General features: G+C 70.8%; 13 protein-coding genes. 5 read left to right on the forward strand and 8 right to left on the reverse strand.

Going from position 1 to position 17,641, the window contains the following annotated elements; genetic code table 11:
- Position 1: 1 nt before the first annotated feature.
- Entirely contained in the window at positions 2-442 is a 441-nt protein-coding gene (locus NIE111_RS15815; RefSeq protein WP_238685123.1) for a hypothetical protein, read from the reverse strand.
- 262 nt (positions 443-704) lie between these two features.
- Entirely contained in the window at positions 705-2,711 is a 2,007-nt protein-coding gene (locus NIE111_RS15820) for a TIGR03960 family B12-binding radical SAM protein (RefSeq protein WP_238685124.1), read from the reverse strand.
- 407 nt (positions 2,712-3,118) lie between these two features.
- Here NIE111_RS15820 and NIE111_RS15825 point away from each other — a divergent pair, with 407 nt between their 5' ends.
- Positions 3,119-4,156 (forward strand): hypothetical protein, encoded by a 1,038-nt coding sequence (locus tag NIE111_RS15825; protein ID WP_238685125.1) that lies wholly within the window; start codon positions 3,119-3,121, stop codon positions 4,154-4,156.
- A 226-nt stretch (positions 4,157-4,382) separates the two neighbouring features.
- On the opposite strand, the gene NIE111_RS15830 is transcribed toward NIE111_RS15825, so the two are convergent.
- Complete coding sequence (locus tag NIE111_RS15830) at positions 4,383-5,072, reverse strand: lysophospholipid acyltransferase family protein (protein ID WP_238685126.1); 690 nt, start codon at positions 5,070-5,072, stop codon at positions 4,383-4,385.
- 105 nt (positions 5,073-5,177) lie between these two features.
- On the reverse strand, positions 5,178-8,372 hold the full coding sequence (gene ileS / locus NIE111_RS15835) for an isoleucine--tRNA ligase (protein ID WP_238685127.1): 3,195 nt from the start codon (positions 8,370-8,372) through the stop codon (positions 5,178-5,180).
- Between the two features lie 439 nt (positions 8,373-8,811).
- On the opposite strand from ileS, the gene NIE111_RS15840 reads away from it, so the two are divergent.
- Together NIE111_RS15840 and sigJ are read left to right on the forward strand one after the other, a co-directional pair.
- Positions 8,812-9,243 (forward strand): carboxymuconolactone decarboxylase family protein, encoded by a 432-nt coding sequence (locus NIE111_RS15840; protein WP_274531189.1) that lies wholly within the window; start codon positions 8,812-8,814, stop codon positions 9,241-9,243.
- Positions 9,240-10,118 carry an RNA polymerase sigma factor SigJ gene (sigJ, locus tag NIE111_RS15845; RefSeq protein ID WP_238685129.1) on the forward strand — a complete coding sequence of 293 codons (879 nt, stop codon included), beginning with the start codon at positions 9,240-9,242 and terminating at the stop codon, positions 10,116-10,118. Before NIE111_RS15840 ends, sigJ begins: the two co-directional genes overlap by 4 nt.
- 37 nt (positions 10,119-10,155) lie before the next feature.
- Here sigJ and ndk read toward each other — a convergent pair whose 3' ends face one another.
- A complete protein-coding gene (ndk, locus tag NIE111_RS15850) occupies positions 10,156-10,581 on the reverse strand; it encodes a nucleoside-diphosphate kinase (protein WP_088949743.1) in 426 nt (141 codons plus the stop codon).
- Positions 10,582-10,722: 141 nt separating this feature from the next.
- Here ndk and NIE111_RS15855 point away from each other — a divergent pair, with 141 nt between their 5' ends.
- On the forward strand, positions 10,723-12,270 hold the full coding sequence (locus NIE111_RS15855; protein WP_238685130.1) for a VOC family protein: 1,548 nt from the start codon (positions 10,723-10,725) through the stop codon (positions 12,268-12,270).
- Between the two features lie 38 nt (positions 12,271-12,308).
- Here the strand turns inward: NIE111_RS15855 and NIE111_RS15860 are convergent, their stop codons facing one another.
- The 3 genes from NIE111_RS15860 to NIE111_RS15870 are packed head-to-tail and all read right to left on the reverse strand — an operon-like array spanning position 12,309 to position 16,692.
- Positions 12,309-12,746, reverse strand: coding sequence for a DUF4233 domain-containing protein (locus tag NIE111_RS15860; RefSeq protein ID WP_238685131.1), 438 nt, complete (start codon positions 12,744-12,746; stop codon positions 12,309-12,311).
- Positions 12,743-14,077 carry a bifunctional folylpolyglutamate synthase/dihydrofolate synthase gene (locus tag NIE111_RS15865; protein WP_238685132.1) on the reverse strand — a complete coding sequence of 445 codons (1,335 nt, stop codon included), beginning with the start codon at positions 14,075-14,077 and terminating at the stop codon, positions 12,743-12,745. Before NIE111_RS15865 ends, NIE111_RS15860 begins: the two co-directional genes overlap by 4 nt.
- Positions 14,074-16,692, reverse strand: a complete 2,619-nt coding sequence (locus NIE111_RS15870; protein ID WP_238685133.1) for a valine--tRNA ligase — start codon at positions 16,690-16,692, stop codon at positions 14,074-14,076. Before NIE111_RS15870 ends, NIE111_RS15865 begins: the two co-directional genes overlap by 4 nt.
- A gap of 69 nt (positions 16,693-16,761) precedes the next feature.
- Here NIE111_RS15870 and NIE111_RS15875 point away from each other — a divergent pair, with 69 nt between their 5' ends.
- Positions 16,762-17,448: a hypothetical protein gene (locus NIE111_RS15875; RefSeq protein ID WP_238685134.1), complete on the forward strand. Its 687-nt coding sequence runs from the start codon at positions 16,762-16,764 to the stop codon at positions 17,446-17,448.
- Positions 17,449-17,641 lie beyond the last annotated feature (193 nt).

Genomic DNA, 17,641 nt, shown 5'->3' on the forward strand with positions numbered 1-17,641 from the left:
CTCAGGCCGTGTACGGGTAGGTGGGTGCGCCGCTGGCAGTGGGCGGCGGCGCCGCCGATTCCAGCAGCCGCTCGATCTCCTTGCCGTTGGCGCCGTTACGCGCCTCGGTGTCGCGGAACGCCTTGGCGATCTCCTCGGTGCCCTCCTTCAGCGCGACGAGCTTCTGGGAGAGCGTCGTGAGGTGCGCTTCCATGTTCGCCGTGGAGGTCTCCAGGGCCCGCCACTGCATGACGGCGTCCTCGTACGCGCCGAAGGGAGTGCCGTTCGGGACGGTCTGGGCGTTGTTGCTGTCGCCCTTCATCCGCGTCTTGATGCGTTCCATCTCGTACTTGATGGTGTCGTCGATGTACTGCCTGAGCCGCTCGACGTACGTGGCGGCGGCGTCCAGGTCCTCGACGCTGACTTGCAGATCGCCGATGCTCGGCGGCGGGATGCTGCCCATGCGTTTCCTCCCCCGTCCCCGACCCGCCGGGTCGGTCCATGTCAGACGCAGCGTATCGAGTCTGACCTAGTCGAGGCAGCCCCAGCCACCAGCACGTGGTACAGATGGCTGCCGATCTCGCGGAAGGTCCGGTGCGGGCCACCGCGCGGGCCGAGCCCGAACAACGCCAACGGGCCCGCGAGACGCGGACCCGTTGGCGTGACATGTCTGATGTGGAGGGTGGTGGGTCACCGCCGACCGGCGCTGCCCGAAGGCAGCCCGGTCAGGGGTGCGAGTGCGAGTGCGAGTGGCCCGACGGGACCTTCATGCCGTTGCCACCCAGCGGGGTGAGCGGCAGAAGCTTCTTGCCGGTGGGGCCGATCTGGATCTCCGTGTCCATCGACGGGCAGACGCCGCAGTCGAAGCAGGGCGTCCACCGGCAGTCGTCCTGCTCGAACTCGCTGAACGAATCCTGCCAGTCCTGCCAGAGCCAGTCCTTGTCCAGACCCGAGTCGAGGTGGTCCCAGGGCAGGACCTCCAGCTCGTCGCGCTGACGGGTGGTGTACCAGTCGAGGTCCACCCCGAACGCGGGCAGCGTCTCGGCCGCGGCCTCCACCCAGCGCTGGTACGAGAAGTGCTCGCTCCACCCGTCGAACCGGCCGCCGTTCTCCCAGACCTTGCGGATGACCGAGCCGACCCGGCGGTCACCCCGGGAGAGCAGCCCTTCGATGAGCGACGGCTCGCCGTCGTGGTAGCGGTAGCCGATGGCCCGGCCCAGCGACCGGTCCGCGTTGATGGCCTGCTTGAGGATCTTGAGCCGGTGGTCGATGACCTCCGGACGGTCCATCGCTGCCCACTGGAACGGGGTGTGCGGCTTCGGCACGAACCCGCCGATGGAAACGGTGCAGCGGATGTCCTTGGAGCCGGTCGCGGCCCGGCCGGCCCTGATCACCTCGTGGGCCATCTCGGCGATCTCGAGGACGTCCTCGTCGGTCTCGGTGGGCAGGCCGCACATGAAGTAGAGCTTCACCTGACGCCACCCGTTGGTGTACGCGGTGACGACCGTACGGATCAGATCTTCCTTCGACACCATCTTGTTGATGACCTTGCGGATCCGCTCCGACCCGCCCTCCGGGGCGAAGGTCAGGCCGGTACGCCGCCCGTTGCGGGACAGCTCCTGCGCGAGGTCGATGTTGAAGGCGTCCACCCGGGTCGAGGGCAGCGACAGCGAGACGTTGGTGCCCTCGTACTGCTGGGCGAGGCCCGAGCACATGTCGCCGATCTCGGAGTGGTCCGCCGAGGAGAGCGACAGCAGGCCGACCTCGTTGAAGCCGGAGAACTCCAGGCCCTCGCGGACCATCTGCGCGACAGTGGTGATCGACCGTTCCCGCACCGGGCGGGTGATCATCCCGGCCTGGCAGAACCGGCAACCCCGGGTGCAGCCCCGGAAGATCTCCACCGCGTACCGCTCGTGCACCGTCTCGGCCAGCGGAACGAGGGGCTTCTTCGGGTACGGCCAGGCGTCCAGGTCCATCGTCGTGCGCTTGTGCACCCGGAACGGCACGTCAGCCCGGTTCGGTACGACCCGCTGGATCCGGCCGTCCGGCAGGTAGTCGACGTCGTAGAAGCGCGGCACGTAGACGCTCTCGGTGCGGGCCAGCCGCAGCAGCAGCTCGTCGCGGCCGCCCGGGGAGCCCTCGGCCTTCCACTCCCGGACGATCGCGGTGATCTCCAGGACCGCTTCCTCGCCGTCGCCGAGCACCGCTGCGTCGATGAAGTCGGCGATCGGCTCAGGGTTGAACGCGGCGTGCCCGCCGGCCACGATCACCGGGTCGGCGTCGGTGCGGTCGGCGGCCAGCATCGGGATGCCGGCCAGGTCGATCGCGGTGAGCATGTTGGTGTAGCCCAGCTCGGTGGAGAAGGAGATGCCGAACACGTCGAATCCGCGCACCGCCCGGTGCGCGTCGACGGTGAACTGCGGCACGCCATGCGTGCGCATCAGCGTCTCCAGGTCCGGCCAGACCGCGTACGTCCGCTCGGCGAGGGTGTCGGGCAGCTCGTTGAGCACCTCGTAGAGAATCTGCACGCCCTGGTTGGGCAGGCCCACCTCGTAGGCGTCGGGATACATCAGCGCCCAACGCACGGTGGCCGAGTCCCAGTCCTTCGTCACCGCACCCAACTCGCCCCCGACGTACTGGATGGGCTTGGAGATCTGGGGTAGCAGCGGCTCGAGCTGGGACCACACGGAGTTGGTCGCGGCCGCGCGCGGCGTCGTGGACGGGGCACTCATGATGCCCAAGGGTACGCGTTCGTTCGGCGGCGATCGCGCGCACGCCCGATCGGCGGTGGTGGCGGCGCGGTATTAACCTCGGTTCGGCGCGAGAGGAGATTGCCGCGATGCCGGAGCCCCAGCCGGGAGCACGGCCGGCCGACGGGAGCACCCCGGGCGCGGAGCCGGAGCGGGACCGGGCGGTCGCCGACGAGCCGACCTCCCCACCCGTACCCTCGGACCAGCCGGAACCCTCGGATCAGCCGGAACCCTCGGACCACCAGGAACCCTCGGATCAGCCGGAACCCCCGGACCACCAGGAACCCCCGGACCAGCCTGAAGCCCCGGGCCAGCCTGAAGCCCCGGGCCAGCCGGAGCCTGCCGCGACCGCTGAGGTCCCGGCGCCCAGGTGGAGTGGTTCGGCCCCGGTGCCACCGCCGCTGCCCCGCCGAACCGCCTGGGGCGAGTCGGCCGAGCCGACCCCTCCCCCGCCGGTGACCGTCGGGCCGCCGGAGCACCAGACCCCTGTCGACCCGTGGGCCGGCGTGGACACCGGCGGCTGGGACCTGCCCTCCGCCGAACTGCCCCCGCTGCCGCCCACGCTGTCGTATCCGACGCCGCCGGACACCCGGCAGTGGTCCGGGCCGCCCGCTCCTCCGGCCCCGTCGCGGGACACCCGGCAGTGGTCCGGGCCGCCCGTTTCCCCGGCCGGGTCGCACCCGGTGCCACCGCCGGCCGCCCCGAGCGCACCCCGGGCCGTCGGACCCATGGTGCCGGCCCGGCCGATGTCGCCACCCGCACCACCCGCGCCGCCGAAGGTGCCCAAGCAGCGCCGAGGTCGGCGATCCGCAGCGCCACCGCCGACGCCGCCCGGTTGGCAGGCCCCCAAGGGGTACGGGCCGGCGCCGGCCCGCCGACGACGCCGCTGGCCGTGGCTGCTGCTGCTCACCCTGGCCTGCTGCTGTGGCTGCCCCGCCTACTACGGGTTCCCGATCTCGGCCCAGTACCCGGCGCGCGCGGCCCTGCCCGTCCAGGTGGACGACCTCAGCCTGCGGCAGGACAGCCGCAGCACCGAGGCCGCCCAGAAGTTGGAGAACGAGGTACGGAAGGAGCACTGGCTGGCCGAGGACACGTTCGCCGGCGTCTACGCCACGACGAACGGCAAGCGGGTGACCGTCTTCGGCGGCACCGGTTTCCGGCTGAGCCCGGAGTCGGACGCGGAAGCCGAGATCAGCCGGCTCACCGACCGGTACGCGTTGGATGCCCCGGAGAGCGTGGACACCGGCGTGCGGGGCAGGCACGAACGGTGCGCGGTGGGTAGCGCCGACGGCAGTGCCGTGGTGGTCTGCACGTCGGTGGACCACGGCAGCATCGCCACCGGCGTGTTCACCCGACTCTCCGTCGCCGACAGTGCCGACCTGCTGGGCACCCTGCGCGCCCAGATCGTCCAGCCCGAGCGGGGCTGAGCCGGACACCGGCTGACCGGGGCGCGGTGATTCGCACCCGGGGCGCTCGGCCCAAGCGGCACGCGCACCGGCGGCAGTCGTGACGTAGCGTCACGGCGCACCGAGGCCACGAGGCAGAAGGCGGTATACCTCTGAGTCATATTTATGACTCAGAGGTATACCGCCTTTGAGACCGGGTGCTTCGCGACCGGAAGGCCAAGGGCCGGGCAGGGTGCGCCCGGCGGGGTCAGGCCTCGCGGGTCGGGTCCGGGTGGGCGCGCGGCGGGGCGTAGCGGGGGACGTACTCCTGGCCGGTGAGCTTCTGGATCTCACTCATCAGCTCGTCGGTCATCTGCCGCAGCGAGGTGCGGTCGTCCGGTCGGCCGGTGAAGTCCAGCGGCTTGCCGAATCGAACCGTGATCTTGGCAGTGCCCGGCCGGGGCACCCGGGCACCGATCGGCTGCGCCTTGTCCGTGCCGATCATGCCGACCGGGATGATCGGCACGCCGGCCGAGATCGCCAGCCGGGCCGCGCCGGTCCGCCCCCGGTAGAGCTTGCCGTCCGGCGAGCGGGTGCCCTCCGGGTAGACCACCACCAGGTCACCGCCCCTGAGCGCCGGGATCGCCGCGTCGAACGCGGACAGCGCCGCCCGGCCACCGGCCCGCTCGACCGGGATCGCACCCAGGCCGGTGAGGACGAACTTGGAGATCGCACCCTTCACGCCGGCGCCCTTGAAGTATTCCGACTTGGCCCAGAACGCCAGGTGCCGGGGCACTACCGTGCCGAGGAACAACTCGTCGGCCACCGAGAGGTGGTTGCCGGCGAAGACAGCGCCACCGGTCTCCGGCACGTGTTCCAGCCCCTCCACGGTCGGGCGGAACGCCAACCGCAGCGTGGGCGCCACGGTGAGCTTGCCGATGGTGTAGAGCAGGGGCACTGGTCCTCCGGCAGATCAGGTGCGAACAGGCGGTGTCACGGTAGCGGACGCCTCCACACCTCCCGGACGGAGGTGGTGAGGCGCCCGCACCCTGGCGATGGTCCGTTATACCCGGCGGACGACCACAGTTACCCGCTCACCATCGCCGGCCTCGCCAGCGAAGCCCTCCAGACCCTCGACGGCGGAGCCGTTCCGGCCCTCGACGACGGAGCCGCCCGGGCCCTCGGCGAAGTCCACCGAGTCGGCCAGCACCTCCGCGGAGACGAAGTCGACGTACGCGGACACCGCCGCGCGTACCTCGTCAGACGCCGACACCAACACCACGATCCGGTCCGAGACGTCCAGATCGGCGTCCCGGCGGGCCTGCTGCACCACCCGCACCACGTCGCGGGCCAGCCCCTCGGCTGCCAACTCGGGGGTGACGTCGGTGTCCAGCACCACCACGCCCTCGCCGCCGGGCAGCGGCGCGGAATGCTCGGCGTCGGCGGCGACCAGGCGCAACTCGTACTCACCCTCGGCGAGGGTGACGCCGGCGGCCACCGGGGCACCGTCGACCAGCTCCCACTCGCCCGCCTTGACCGCCTTGATCACCTGCTGCACCTGCTTGCCGACCCGTGGGCCGAGCGCCCGGGGGACCACAGTCAACACCTGCTCGCAGTACGCGGACAGCTCCGCGCTGAACTCCACGGTCTTCACGTTGACCTCGTCGGCGACCAGGTCGGCGAACGGCCGCAGTTGCTCCGCGGCCGGCGAGGCCACTGTCAGCTTCGACAGCGGCAGTCGCACCCGCAGCCCCTTGGCCTTGCGCAGCGACAGCGCCGCCGAGGCGACCGCCCGCACGTTGTCCATCGCGGCGACCAGGTCGTGGTCGGCCGGGAACTCGCTCGCCTCCGGCCAGTCGGTCAGATGCACCGAACGCTCCCCGGTCAGGCCACGCCAGATCTCCTCCGCGGTCAGCGGCGCGAGCGGCGCCACCACCCGGCAGAGGGTCTCCAGCACCGTCGACAGGGTGTCGAAGGCGTTGGCGTCACCGGACCAGAACCGGTCCCGGGACCGGCGCACGTACCAGTTGGTCAACGCGTCCAGGTAGGACCGGACGGTGGCGCAGGCACCGGAGATGTCGTACGCGTCCATCTGCGCGCCGACAGTGGACACCAGCTCGTTCGTCTTCGCCAGCACGTACCGGTCGAGCAGGTGGGTGGAGTCGGTGCGCCGCCGCGCCTGGTACCCGTCGGCGTTGGCGTAGAGCGTGAAGAAATACCACACGTTCCACAGCGGCAGCAGCACCTGCCGGACGGCGTCGCGGATGCCCGCCTCGGTGACCGCCATGTCCCCACCGCGCAGCACCGGCGAGGACATCAGCATCCAGCGCATGGCGTCCGAGCCGTACGCGTCGAAGACGTGGTAAACGTCCGGGTAGTTGCGCAGGCTCTTGGACATCTTGCGCCCGTCCGAGCCGAGCAGGATGCCGTGGCTCAGGCAGTTGCGGAACGCCGGCCGGTCGAACAGCGCGGTGGCCAGCACGTGCATCGTGTAGAACCAGCCGCGGGTCTGCCCGATGTACTCGACGATGAAGTCACCCGGGTAGTGGTGCTCGAACCAGTCGGCGTTCTCGAACGGGTAGTGCACCTGGGCGAACGGCATGGACCCGGACTCGAACCAGCAGTCCAGCACCTCCGGCACCCGGCGCATCATCGACTGACCGGTCGGGTCGTCCGGGTTGGGGCGGACCAGGTCGTCCACCGCCGGCCGGTGCAGGTCGGTCAGCCGTACGCCGAAGTCCCGCTCGATGTCGGCCAGCGAACCGTAGACGTCCAGGCGCGGGTAGTTCGGGTCGTCGGACTTCCACGCCGGGATCGGCGAGCCCCAGAACCGGTTCCGGCTGATCGACCAGTCCCGGGCGTTGGCCAGCCACTTGCCGAACGAGCCGTCCTTGATGTGGCCGGGCGTCCAGTTGATCTCCTGGTTCAGCTCGACCATCCGGTCCCGGAACTGCGTCACCGCGACGAACCACGACGACACCGCCTTGTAGACCAGCGGGGTGTCGCAACGCCAGCAGTGCGGGTACGAGTGGGTGTAGGTGTCCTGCTTGAGCACCACCCCCCGGTCCTTCAGTTCCCGGATCACCGGCTTGTTGACGTCGAAGACCTGCTCACCCTGGTACGGCGGGACCAGCGCGGTGAACCGGGTGTGGTCGTCCACGGTGACGATGGTGGGGATGCCTGCGGCGTTGCAGACGTTCTGGTCGTCCTCACCGAAGGCCGGGGCCAGGTGCACGATCCCGGTGCCGTCCTCGGTGGTGACGAACTCCGCGCCGAGCACCTGGTAGGCGTTCTCCCCGGCCTGCTCGACGAGGAAGTCGAACAGCGGCGTGTAGCGGCGTCCGGCCAGGTCCCGGCCGTACACCGTGCCGACCTGCTCGTAGCCCTCCAGCTCCTTGGCGTACGCGGCCAGCCGCGCCGCCCCCACCAGGTAACGGTCGCCGTCGCGTTCGAGCACCGCGTACTCGATGTCGGGCCCGACGGCGAGCGCCAGGTTCGACGGCAGGGTCCACGGCGTGGTGGTCCAGACGCCCAGCTTGACCGGCCCGCGCACCAGCTCCGGCGCGGACTCGTCGGCGGTCAGCTCGAACCACACCGACAGGGTGGGGTCGTGCCGGTCCCGGTAGACGTCGTCCATCCGGGTCTCGGTGTTCGACAGCGGCGTCTCACAGCGCCAGCAGTACGCCAGCACCCGGAAGCCCTCGTAGATCAGACCCTTGTCGTGCAGGGTCTTGAAGGCCCACATGACGCTTTCCATGTAGTCCAGGTCGAGGGTCTTGTAGTCGTTGGTGAAGTCGACCCAGCGGGCCTGCCGGTTGATGTACCGCTCCCAGTCCTGGGTGAACTCCAGCACCGAGGCGCGGCAGGCCTCGTTGAACCGGTCCACGCCCAGGTCGATGATCTCCGCCTTGCTGGTGATGCCGAGCTGCTTCTCGGCCACCACCTCGGCGGGCAGGCCGTGGCAGTCCCAGCCGAAGCGCCGCTCGACGTGCCGCCCGCGCATCGTCTGGTAGCGCGGCACCACGTCCTTGACGTAGCCGGTGAAGAGGTGACCGTAGTGCGGCAGGCCGTTGGCGAACGGCGGGCCGTCGTAGAAGACGTACTCGTTCTTGCCGTCCGTGCCGGCGGGGCGGGCCTCGACGCTGGCTTCGAAGGTCTTGTCGGCCGTCCAGTGCTCCAGCACCCGGCGCTCGACCGCGGGCAGGTCCGGGCTCGCCGGGACACCGGCGGCGGTCGGGTCGTGCAACGGATAGGCCATCGGGGGTCGCTCTCCTCATGCAGCTCACTCAACGTGGGTCTGCGAGGACGAACCTCCGGGTACGCCTGGAACGGCGCTCCCGGGTGGCCCGCGGTACCACCCCGCTTGGCGGTCAGGATCGACCGCCCGCTCATTGTCGGCTGTGACGGGCCGCACCCGTCCGGTTCTACTGGGCCGGTTGCCCGGCTGTTCTTCCGGAGGCTCACCGGTGATGGCCGGGTCATCGCCTTACGGGGTCCAACGATACTCGACGCGCCCACCGCCGTGCCGTCGACTAACGGCGAACCCGCCCAGGGGCGGGAGAGCCGCCTGACCAGCCCCGCCGACCACTCTCGCCACCTCGCCGGCATGAGCGGGATCACAGCCCCGGTTGTCACGACCCACCCCGGCTTACCCGTCGTAAAGGCGTCGGACCGATCAGGAGGTAGTCGTGCAACGGATGAACCCGGCCGAGGTCGCACCGCAGGCGTACAAGGCCGTCTTGGGGTTGGAGAAGTACGTCCAGACGAATGTCGACCGCACAGTGCTGGAGCTGGTGAAGCTGCGGGCGTCGATGATCAACGGGTGCGCGTACTGCGTGGACATGCACAGCCGGGACGCGCTCGCCGACGGCGAGTCGAGCCGGCGGTTGTTCGCTGTCGCCACCTGGCGGGAGGCACCCTTCTTCGACGAGCGGGAGCGAGCCGCGCTGGCCCTCACCGACGCGGTCACCCGGCTCGGCGAGCACGGGGTGCCGGACGAGGTGTGGGATGACGCCGCGAAGGTCTGGTCGGAGAAGGAACTGGCCGACCTCGTCATCGCGATCGCCACAATCAACGTGTGGAATCGGATCGGGGTGACGATGCGGCTGGAGCCTCCGGCCCAGGCGTGACCACCGAGGCGGCAGCGCAGGCGGCCGGTGCGCTTGAGGCGCACCGGCCCATGCTGCTTGGGCTCGCGTACCGCCTGCTCGGCAGCCGGCACGACGCGGAGGACGTGCTCCAGGAGGCGTACCTGCGCTGGCTGGGTGTGGACCGGACCCGGGTCGAGGAGCCACGCCGGTACCTGTCCCGGGTGGTCACCCGGCTGTCCCTGGACCGGCTGCGGGCCCGGCAGGCGGCCCGCGAGACGTACGTCGGGACGTGGCTGCCCGAGCCGGTGCCGACCGCGCCCTCGCCGTTCGGGCCACTGGACCGGGTGGAGCTACGCGACTCGCTCTCCACCGCGTTGCTGCACGTCCTGGAGCGGCTCACCCCGCCGGAGCGGGCGGTGTACGTCCTGCACACGGCCTTCGACCTGCCGTACGCGGAGATCGCCGAGATCCTGGACCGGTCCGTCGCCGACTGCCGGCAGCTGCACCATCGGGCGACCGCGCGGGTACGGCAGGAGCAGCGTCGGTTCACCGCCAGCCGTCCGGAGCGGGAGCGGCTGCTGGAAGCGTTCCTCGCCGCCGCCCGCGACGGTGACCTGGCGAGGCTCACCGACCTGGTGGCCGCCGACGCCACAGCGTGGAACGACGGCGGCGGTCGGGCGCGGGCCGCCCTCAACCCGGTCATCGGCCCCGACCGGATCGCCCGGTTCTACGCAGGGGTCTACGGTCCGCGTCACCGAGTGGGAATGGATCCGGTCGAGCTCAACGGCGAACCGGCGATGTTGATCACCCGCGCGGACGGCAGTCGGTACACGCTGACCATCGCCGCGGCCGACGGACAGATCACCGGGATCTACGTGGTCGGCAACCCGGCGAAGGTGCCGGCGATCGAATGAACCCGGGCGTCGTCGGTCGGCCCCGGGCCGGTGGGCGTCAGCCCAGCTCGGGGAACCAGAGCGCGATCTCGCGCTTGGCGCTGTCCGTCGAGTCGGAGGCGTGCACCAGGTTCTCCCGGTTGGACAGCGACAGGTCACCCCGGATGGTGCCGGCGGCGGCCTTGCGTCCGTCGGTGGCGCCGACCAGCCCGCGGACCACGTCGATGACCTGGTCGCCGGAGAGCACCAGGGCGACCAGCGGGCCGCCGGTCATGAAGTCCTTCAGCGGCGGGTAGAACGCCTTGTCGACGTGCTCGGCGTAGTGCTCGTCGGCGAGCGCGGCATCCATCGTCCGGTGCGCCATCGCGTCGATCCGCAGCCCCTTGCGCTCGAAGCGGGAGAGGACCTCGCCGACCAGGCCGCGGCGGACCGCGTCGGGCTTGATCAGAACGAGGCTGCGCTCATCCGGGCTGTTGCTGGACACGCTGGGTTCCTCCTGTACGCGCTGAACGCTCGGGATCGGTACGGTCAGCCTAGCGACCCGGTCCCGGCACCGGCGCGGCGGCCGGTCTTTCCCCCGGTGGCCGATCCGGCCTAGCCTGGTCCTGACCCCGGGAGGTCCACTGTGGCGAATGGCGGGAACCGACCCATCGCGCCGGTACGCAAGCTGATCGGCGCGGTGCTGGGCACCGTGGCCACGTTCGTCGTCCTGTTCGGGCTCGGCATGACGAGTTGGGCCATCGTGGCCCTCGGGGTCGCCCTGCTGGTGCTGGCGATCGCGCTGGCGACCGTACGCGGCGGCGGGCGCACGTGGGTCGTCGGCGTCGGGCACGTGCACAGCGCCTCCGAACCACCCACCCAGTACGCGTTCGGCCGCTGCGAACTGCAACTGGTGATTGACGCCCCTGGTCTGCCGCCGCGGTCCAAGAAGATCATTGAGCCGAGGGTGCCAGTCTCCAAGTGGCCGTCGCTGGGCCAGACCCTGCCGATCCGGGTCGCGTTGGACGACCAGCGGCACGTCAAGGTCCTCTGGGACGAGGTGCCGACCCATGCCGAGACCGCCGCTGCCGTCGCCGATCTTCCGCCGGAGTTCGCCGACGCGGAGGCGATGGACGAGCTGTTGATCCAGCAGGACGCGCCGCCGTGGGCCGACCGCGCACCCGACGACGACTTCCGCGACGACTTCCGCGACCCGGCCGGTGACCCGTTCCGGGACCCGGTCGGTGACCCGTTCCGCGACCCGCTCGGTGACCCGTTCCGCGACCCGCTCGGTGACCCGCTGCGCACCGACCCTTCGCGCGACGACCTCCCGCGCGACGACCCGGGCGTCATGCCCGAGGAGCGCGAGCCCGTGGTGATTCACCAGAGCCCAGGTGGTCCGATGGTGTTGGAGGGCGTCGTCGTCGAGCCCCAGTCCGGTGGGCTGCCCCGACGGGCGACCACTCCGGCGCCGCGCCCGCCCGCCGAGGAGCGCTTCGACGAGCCCGCCGCCGACCGGTTCGACGCTTCGGAGGCGGGTGGCACGACCGCCGCGCCGGCCGAGGACCCCGTCGAACCACCCGGCGCGCAGCGCTTCGACCAGCCCGACGCGCAACGCTTCGACCAGCCCGACGCGCAGCGCTTCGATCCACCTCCCGCGCAGCGGTCCGGCCCTGGCGCGGCCGACCCGCTGGACCCGCTCGATCTTCCGCTGGACGATCCCTCCCCGGCCGGGGCCGCACGTACGACAGCGACCGACGAGGAACTGGACCAAGCGATCTTCGGGTTCGACGCCGGCTCGGCCGCGGACCCGGCCGCGCCGATCAGCGGGGTGGGTCTCACCCTGCTGGTCACCGACCTGCCCCGGTCGCTCGGTTTCTACCGTGACGTGCTCGGCTTCAGCGAGGTCGACCAGGGTGCCCACAACGCCGTCCTGGCCTCCGGGTCGACCCGGATCGTCCTGCGCGAGGTGACCGGGGCGGCGCCCATCAGCCGTCGACTCGTGCACGTCAACCTTGAGGTGAGCGACATCGAGGCGGCGTACGAGCGGTTGCGCGGGTCGGGCGTCCGGTTCACGTACGCGCCCCGGGTGGTCAACAGGGGCACCAAGCTCGAGGGGTGGGCGGCGGCCTTCCGCGACCCGGATGGCCACGGCGTCGCGCTCACCCAGTGGCGCGAACGCGCCGACGCCTGACCCGGCCCGCCTTCGGACGGCGCCAGCCGGGTCCGGCGTCAGCCGAGAATGACGCGGCGAACGTGCAACGCGTACGCCCAGACCAGGGCGAAGATGATGCCCAGCCCGAGCAGCGACCAGTGCAGCAGACCGCCCAGCAACAGCAGGCCCTGGAGCACGGTGCCGGCGTTCCAGGCCCACTGGCGACGCATCATGCCGGCGAGCACCACTGCTGCCACCGCCAGTGCCACCACCGCACCGATCGCGGCGCCGCCGAGGTCACCGCCGACCACCCGGATCGGCTGGATCGCCAGCAGCAGCACCAGCGCCTCCAGGCTGAGGGTGCCAGCACCGAGACCCCGTACCGCCCGCTCCGGGTTGCGCAACCCGGAGCGTCGCGGCTGCCCGGCCGTGGGCTCCTCCTCCCCCACCGGCTGCTCGACCGGCGGGCCGGTCGGGTCCTCGGTGGGGTGCGGGTCCCGCTCCGGGCTGGTCATCGCTTCAGCAGCCGACGCGCGTCGGCGACAGTCACCACGGACCCCGTGACCAGCACCCCGACCCCGCTCAGCTCACCGGGGACGTCCTCCTCGGCCATCGCCACCGCCAGCTCGATGGCGTCCGGCATCTCCTCGGCCGAGGCCACCCGCTCCTCGCCGAAGATCTCGGCGGCCAGCGCGGCGAGTTCCTCCGTCGGCATCGCCCGTGGCGAGGTGTTGCGGGTGACCACCACCTGGTCGACCACCGGCTCCAGCAACTCCAGCAGCGCTTCCGCGTCCTTGTCGGCCAGTACGCCGATCACGGCCACCAGCTTGCTGAACGCGAACTCCTCCTGGAGCGCGGTGACTGTGGCCTTCATGCCGTGCGGGTTGTGCGCACCGTCCAGCAGGATGGTCGGGGCGTTGCGGACCCGCTCCAGCCGACCCGGGGAGCTGGTCGACGCGAAGCCCTCCCGGACCGCCTCGATGTCCAACTGACGTCGAGCCCCCGCACCCAGGAACGCCTCCACGGCGGCGAGCGCCATTGCCGCGTTCTGCGCCTGGTGGGCACCGTGCAGCGGAATGAACACGTCGTCGTACACGCCACCCAGCCCCTGGAGGGTGAGCACCTGACCGCCGACCGCGACCGCCCGACCCAGCACGCCGAACTCGCCGCCCTCCCGGGCGATGGTGGCCCCGACCTCGGCGCAGCGTTCGAGGAGGGGACCGGCGGCCTCCTCCTCCTGGGCCGCCGAGATCACTGTGGCCCCCGGGTGGATGATGCCGGCCTTGGCCAGCGCGATGTCCTGGAGCGTGTCACCGAGCCACTCGGTGTGGTCCAGCCCGATCGGGGTGATCACGCAGACCCCGGCCTGGAGGACGTTCGTGGCGTCCTCGGCCCCGCCGAGGCCCACCTCGACCACCGCGATGTCGACCGGCGCGTCGGCGAAGGTGGCGAACGCCAGCGCGGTGGTCATGTCGAAGTACGTCAGCGGCTCGTCAGACCGCGCGTCGACCAGCTCGGCCAGCGGTTTGATCTCCCGGTACACCGACGCGAACCGTTCCTCGCTGACCGGCTCCCCGTCCAGGCTGATCCGCTCCCGGACGGTCTCCAGGTGCGGGCTGGTGTACCGCCCGGTGTGCAGCCCGTGCGCCCGCAGCAGCGAGTCGATCATCCGCGCCGTGGAGGTCTTGCCGTTGGTGCCGGTCAGGTGGATCGTCGGGTACGCCCGCTGCGGGCTGCCGAGCAGGTCGAGCAGCGACTCGATCCGGTCCAGCTCGAAGACCATGCGGGTGAAGCCACGGGCGTTCAGCTCGGCCTCGACGGCGGCGAATTCGTTACGGTCGGTCACGAGGGCAGTGTCTCCAGAGCAGCGTCGATCCGGACCAGGTCGGCCTCGGCGGTGGCGAGCCGGTCGCGGATCTTCGTGACCACCGGCTCGGGGGCCTTGCCGATGAAGGCAGGGTTGTCGAGCTTCGCCCGGGCCTGCGCGACCTCCTTCTCGGCTGCCGCGCGGTCCTTCGTCAGCCGGGCCCGCTCGGCGCCCACGTCGATCGACCCCCGGGTGTCCAACGCGACACCGACGGCGCCGGGCATGGCCAACGTGGCGCTGGCCTGGAAGTCGTCACCGGCCGGATCCAACCGGACCAGCGAACGGATCAGCGGCTCGTGGGCAGCGATACCCGCGCCGGACAGCCCGTCCAGGCGGGCAGCCACCCGCTGCGTGGGGCGCAGCCCCTGGTCGGAACGGAACCGGCGGATCTCGGTGACCACCCGCTGCACGCCGACCAGCTCGGCCTCGGCGGCGTCGTCGACCAGCGACCGGTCGGCCACCGGCCAGGCGGCGGCCTGCACCGTCTCGCCGCCGGTCAGCGCGAGCCACAGCTCCTCGGTGACGAACGGGATGACCGGGTGCAGCAGCCGCAGCAGCTGGTCGAGCACGTGCCCGAGCACGCGCCGGCTGGCCTCCGCGCGCTCACCGCCCTCGGCGAGCACCGGCTTGCTCAGCTCGACGTACCAGTCACAGACGTCGTCCCAGGCGAAGTGGTACAGCAGGTCGCACACCTTGGCGAACTCGTACGCCTCGAACTGCTCGTCGACCTCGGCGGTGACGTGCGCCAACCGGGACAGGATCCACCTGTCGACGGTGGAGAGCTGCTCGGTGGGGGGCAGGTCGCCAGTGGTGTGCGCGCCGTTCATCAGGGCGAACCGGGTGGCGTTCCAGAGCTTGTTGCAGAAGTTGCGGGAGCCCTGACACCACTCCTCGCTGACCGGGACGTCCTGGCCGGGGTTCGCGCCCCGCGCCAGGGTGAAGCGGGTGGCGTCGGCGCCGTACCGGTCGATCCAGTCCAGCGGGTCGACCACGTTGCCGAAGGACTTCGACATCTTCTTGCCGAACTGGTCACGGACCATGCCGTGCAGCGCGACCACGTCGAAGGGCGGCCGGCCGTCCATCGCGTAGAGGCCGAACATCATCATCCGGGCGACCCAGAAGAACAGGATGTCGTACCCGGTGACCAGCACGCTGGTCGGGTAGAACTTGGCCAGGTCCGGGGTCTGCTCGGGCCAGCCCAGTGTGGAGAACGGCCACAGGCCGCTGGAGAACCAGGTGTCCAGGACGTCCTCGTCCTGGTGCCAACCCTCGCCGGTCGGCGGCGCCTCGTCGGGGCCGACGCAGACGATCTCGCCCGCCGGGCCGTACCAGACCGGGATGCGGTGCCCCCACCACAGCTGGCGGGAGATGCACCAGTCGTGCATGTTGTCGACCCAGGCGAAGTAGCGCTTGGCCAGCTCGGCCGGCTCGATGCGCACCCGACCGTCGCGCACCGCGTCACCTGCGGCCTGGGCCAACGGGGCGGTGTTGACGAACCACTGGAGCGACAGCCGCGGCTCGACTGTGGTCTTGCACCGCGAGCAGTGCCCGACCGCGTGCACGTACGGGCGCTTCTCGGCGACGATCAGGCCCTGCTCCCGCAGCGCTGCCACGATCGCCGGTCGCGCCTCGAACCGGTCCAACCCCTCGAACGGGCCGGGCACAGTGATCACACCGCGCTCGTCCATCACGGTCAGCGCGGGCAGGTCGTGCCGCTGGCCGATCTCGAAGTCGTTAGGGTCGTGGGCCGGCGTCACCTTGACCATGCCGGTGCCGAAGGACGGGTCGACGTGCGCGTCGGCGACGATCGGGATGCGGCGGCCGGTCAACGGCAGCTCGACCTCGGTGCCGATCAGGTGCTGGTAGCGCTCGTCGTCGGGGTGCACCGCCACAGCGGTGTCGCCGAGCATCGTCTCGGCCCGGGTGGTGGCCACCACGACCTCGTCGCTGTAGCGGATCGAGATCAGCTCGCCGTCGTCGTCGGTGTGCTCGACCTCGATGTCGGAGAGCGCCGTGAGGCAACGCGGACACCAGTTGATGATCCGGTTCGCCCGGTAGATCAGGCCGTCGTCGAAGAGCTTCTTGAAGATCGTCTGGACGGCGCGGGTCAGCCCCGCGTCCATGGTGAAGCGCTCGCGGTCCCAGTCGACGGAGTCGCCGAGGCGGCGCATCTGGCCGAGGATGGCGCCACCGGACTCGGCCTTCCACTGCCAGACCCGCTCGACGAACTTCTCCCGGCCGAGATCGTGCCGGGACAGCCCTTCGGCGGCGAGCTGACGCTCGACCAGGTTCTGGGTGGCGATGCCGGCGTGGTCCATGCCCGGCAGCCAGAGCGCCTCGAAGCCCTGCATCCGCTTACGCCGGGTCAACGCGTCCATCAGCGTGTGCTCGAACGCGTGGCCCATGTGCAGGGAGCCGGTGACGTTCGGCGGCGGGATGACGATGGTGAAGGGGGGCTTGTCGCTGTCGGCGGAGGCCCGGAAGTGCCCGCCGGCTACCCACTGCTCGTACCGTCGCTGCTCTACCTCACCGGGCTGGTACTGGCCGGCAAGGGTCGGGGCGTCGGGGCGTCGGGCATCCAGTCTCTCGGTCACCGGACAAGTCTACGGAGGGCTTCCGCAGACCTGACGTGCGCCACCTGCCGTTCGCGTACGGTGTCGGCTATGTCCGACGCACATCTCACCGAGCGGTCGCGCGACGGCGGCCGCGAGCCGGTCGAGCTGACCGAAGAGCCGATCCAGCTGAGCACCCGGGACACCGGAGGCGACCCCGACGAGCGATCCGGCGGCTGGTCACGCCGCCGCAAGATCGGTTGGACGGTCGCACTGGTGGTCGGTCTCGCCGGTGCCGGCGTGCTCGGTGTCGGTGGGTGGCGGGTGGCGCAGGAGAAGGACACCCAACTGGCCTCACCCGATCGGGTGGCGGGTCTGACCCGCGACGACAGCGAGCGGGCCAAGAGCACTGCCGACTATCTGCGCAGCGGCCTGGCGGCGAACATCGAACTGGACAGCAGTTTCGGCACTGTCTACCGCGACCCGGCCGACGACAAGCGCTCGGTGCTCATCTTCGGGGGCACCACCCTGCTCTGGCAGCCCGAACGGGACCTCGACAGCCTCTTCCGCCTGATGTCGGACGAGACCGGCGCGGTTAACGGTCTGCGGGAGCTGCCCGCGGGTGATCTCGGCGGGGTGCTGAAGTGTGGGAGCACCAGTGGCGAGGGCGGGGACTTCGCGGTGTGCGGCTGGGCCGACCACGGCAGCGTGGTCATGGCGATGTTCCCGGGCCGGTCGGTCAGCGACGCCGGCGGCCTGCTGCGCAACCTCCGCGACGGCATGCAGACCCGAGACTGAAAGATCGTGCAACATCCTGGATGTAGTGGTGTCCCAACGCAGCTGAGGCCACGACAACCAGGATCGAGCGTGACCGTGGCGGTTTCGGGTGCCCTGAACGGGCTGCCTCGGCCTCGGTCATCGGGTAACCGGAGTGTCAGGAATCCGGGTCGGATCCTTCAGGGAAACGCAAATAAGGCCACCCCGTTAGGGG

The sequence above is a fragment of the Micromonospora hortensis genome, from assembly GCF_022230935.1.
GTDB classification, from domain to species: domain Bacteria; phylum Actinomycetota; class Actinomycetes; order Mycobacteriales; family Micromonosporaceae; genus Micromonospora; species Micromonospora hortensis.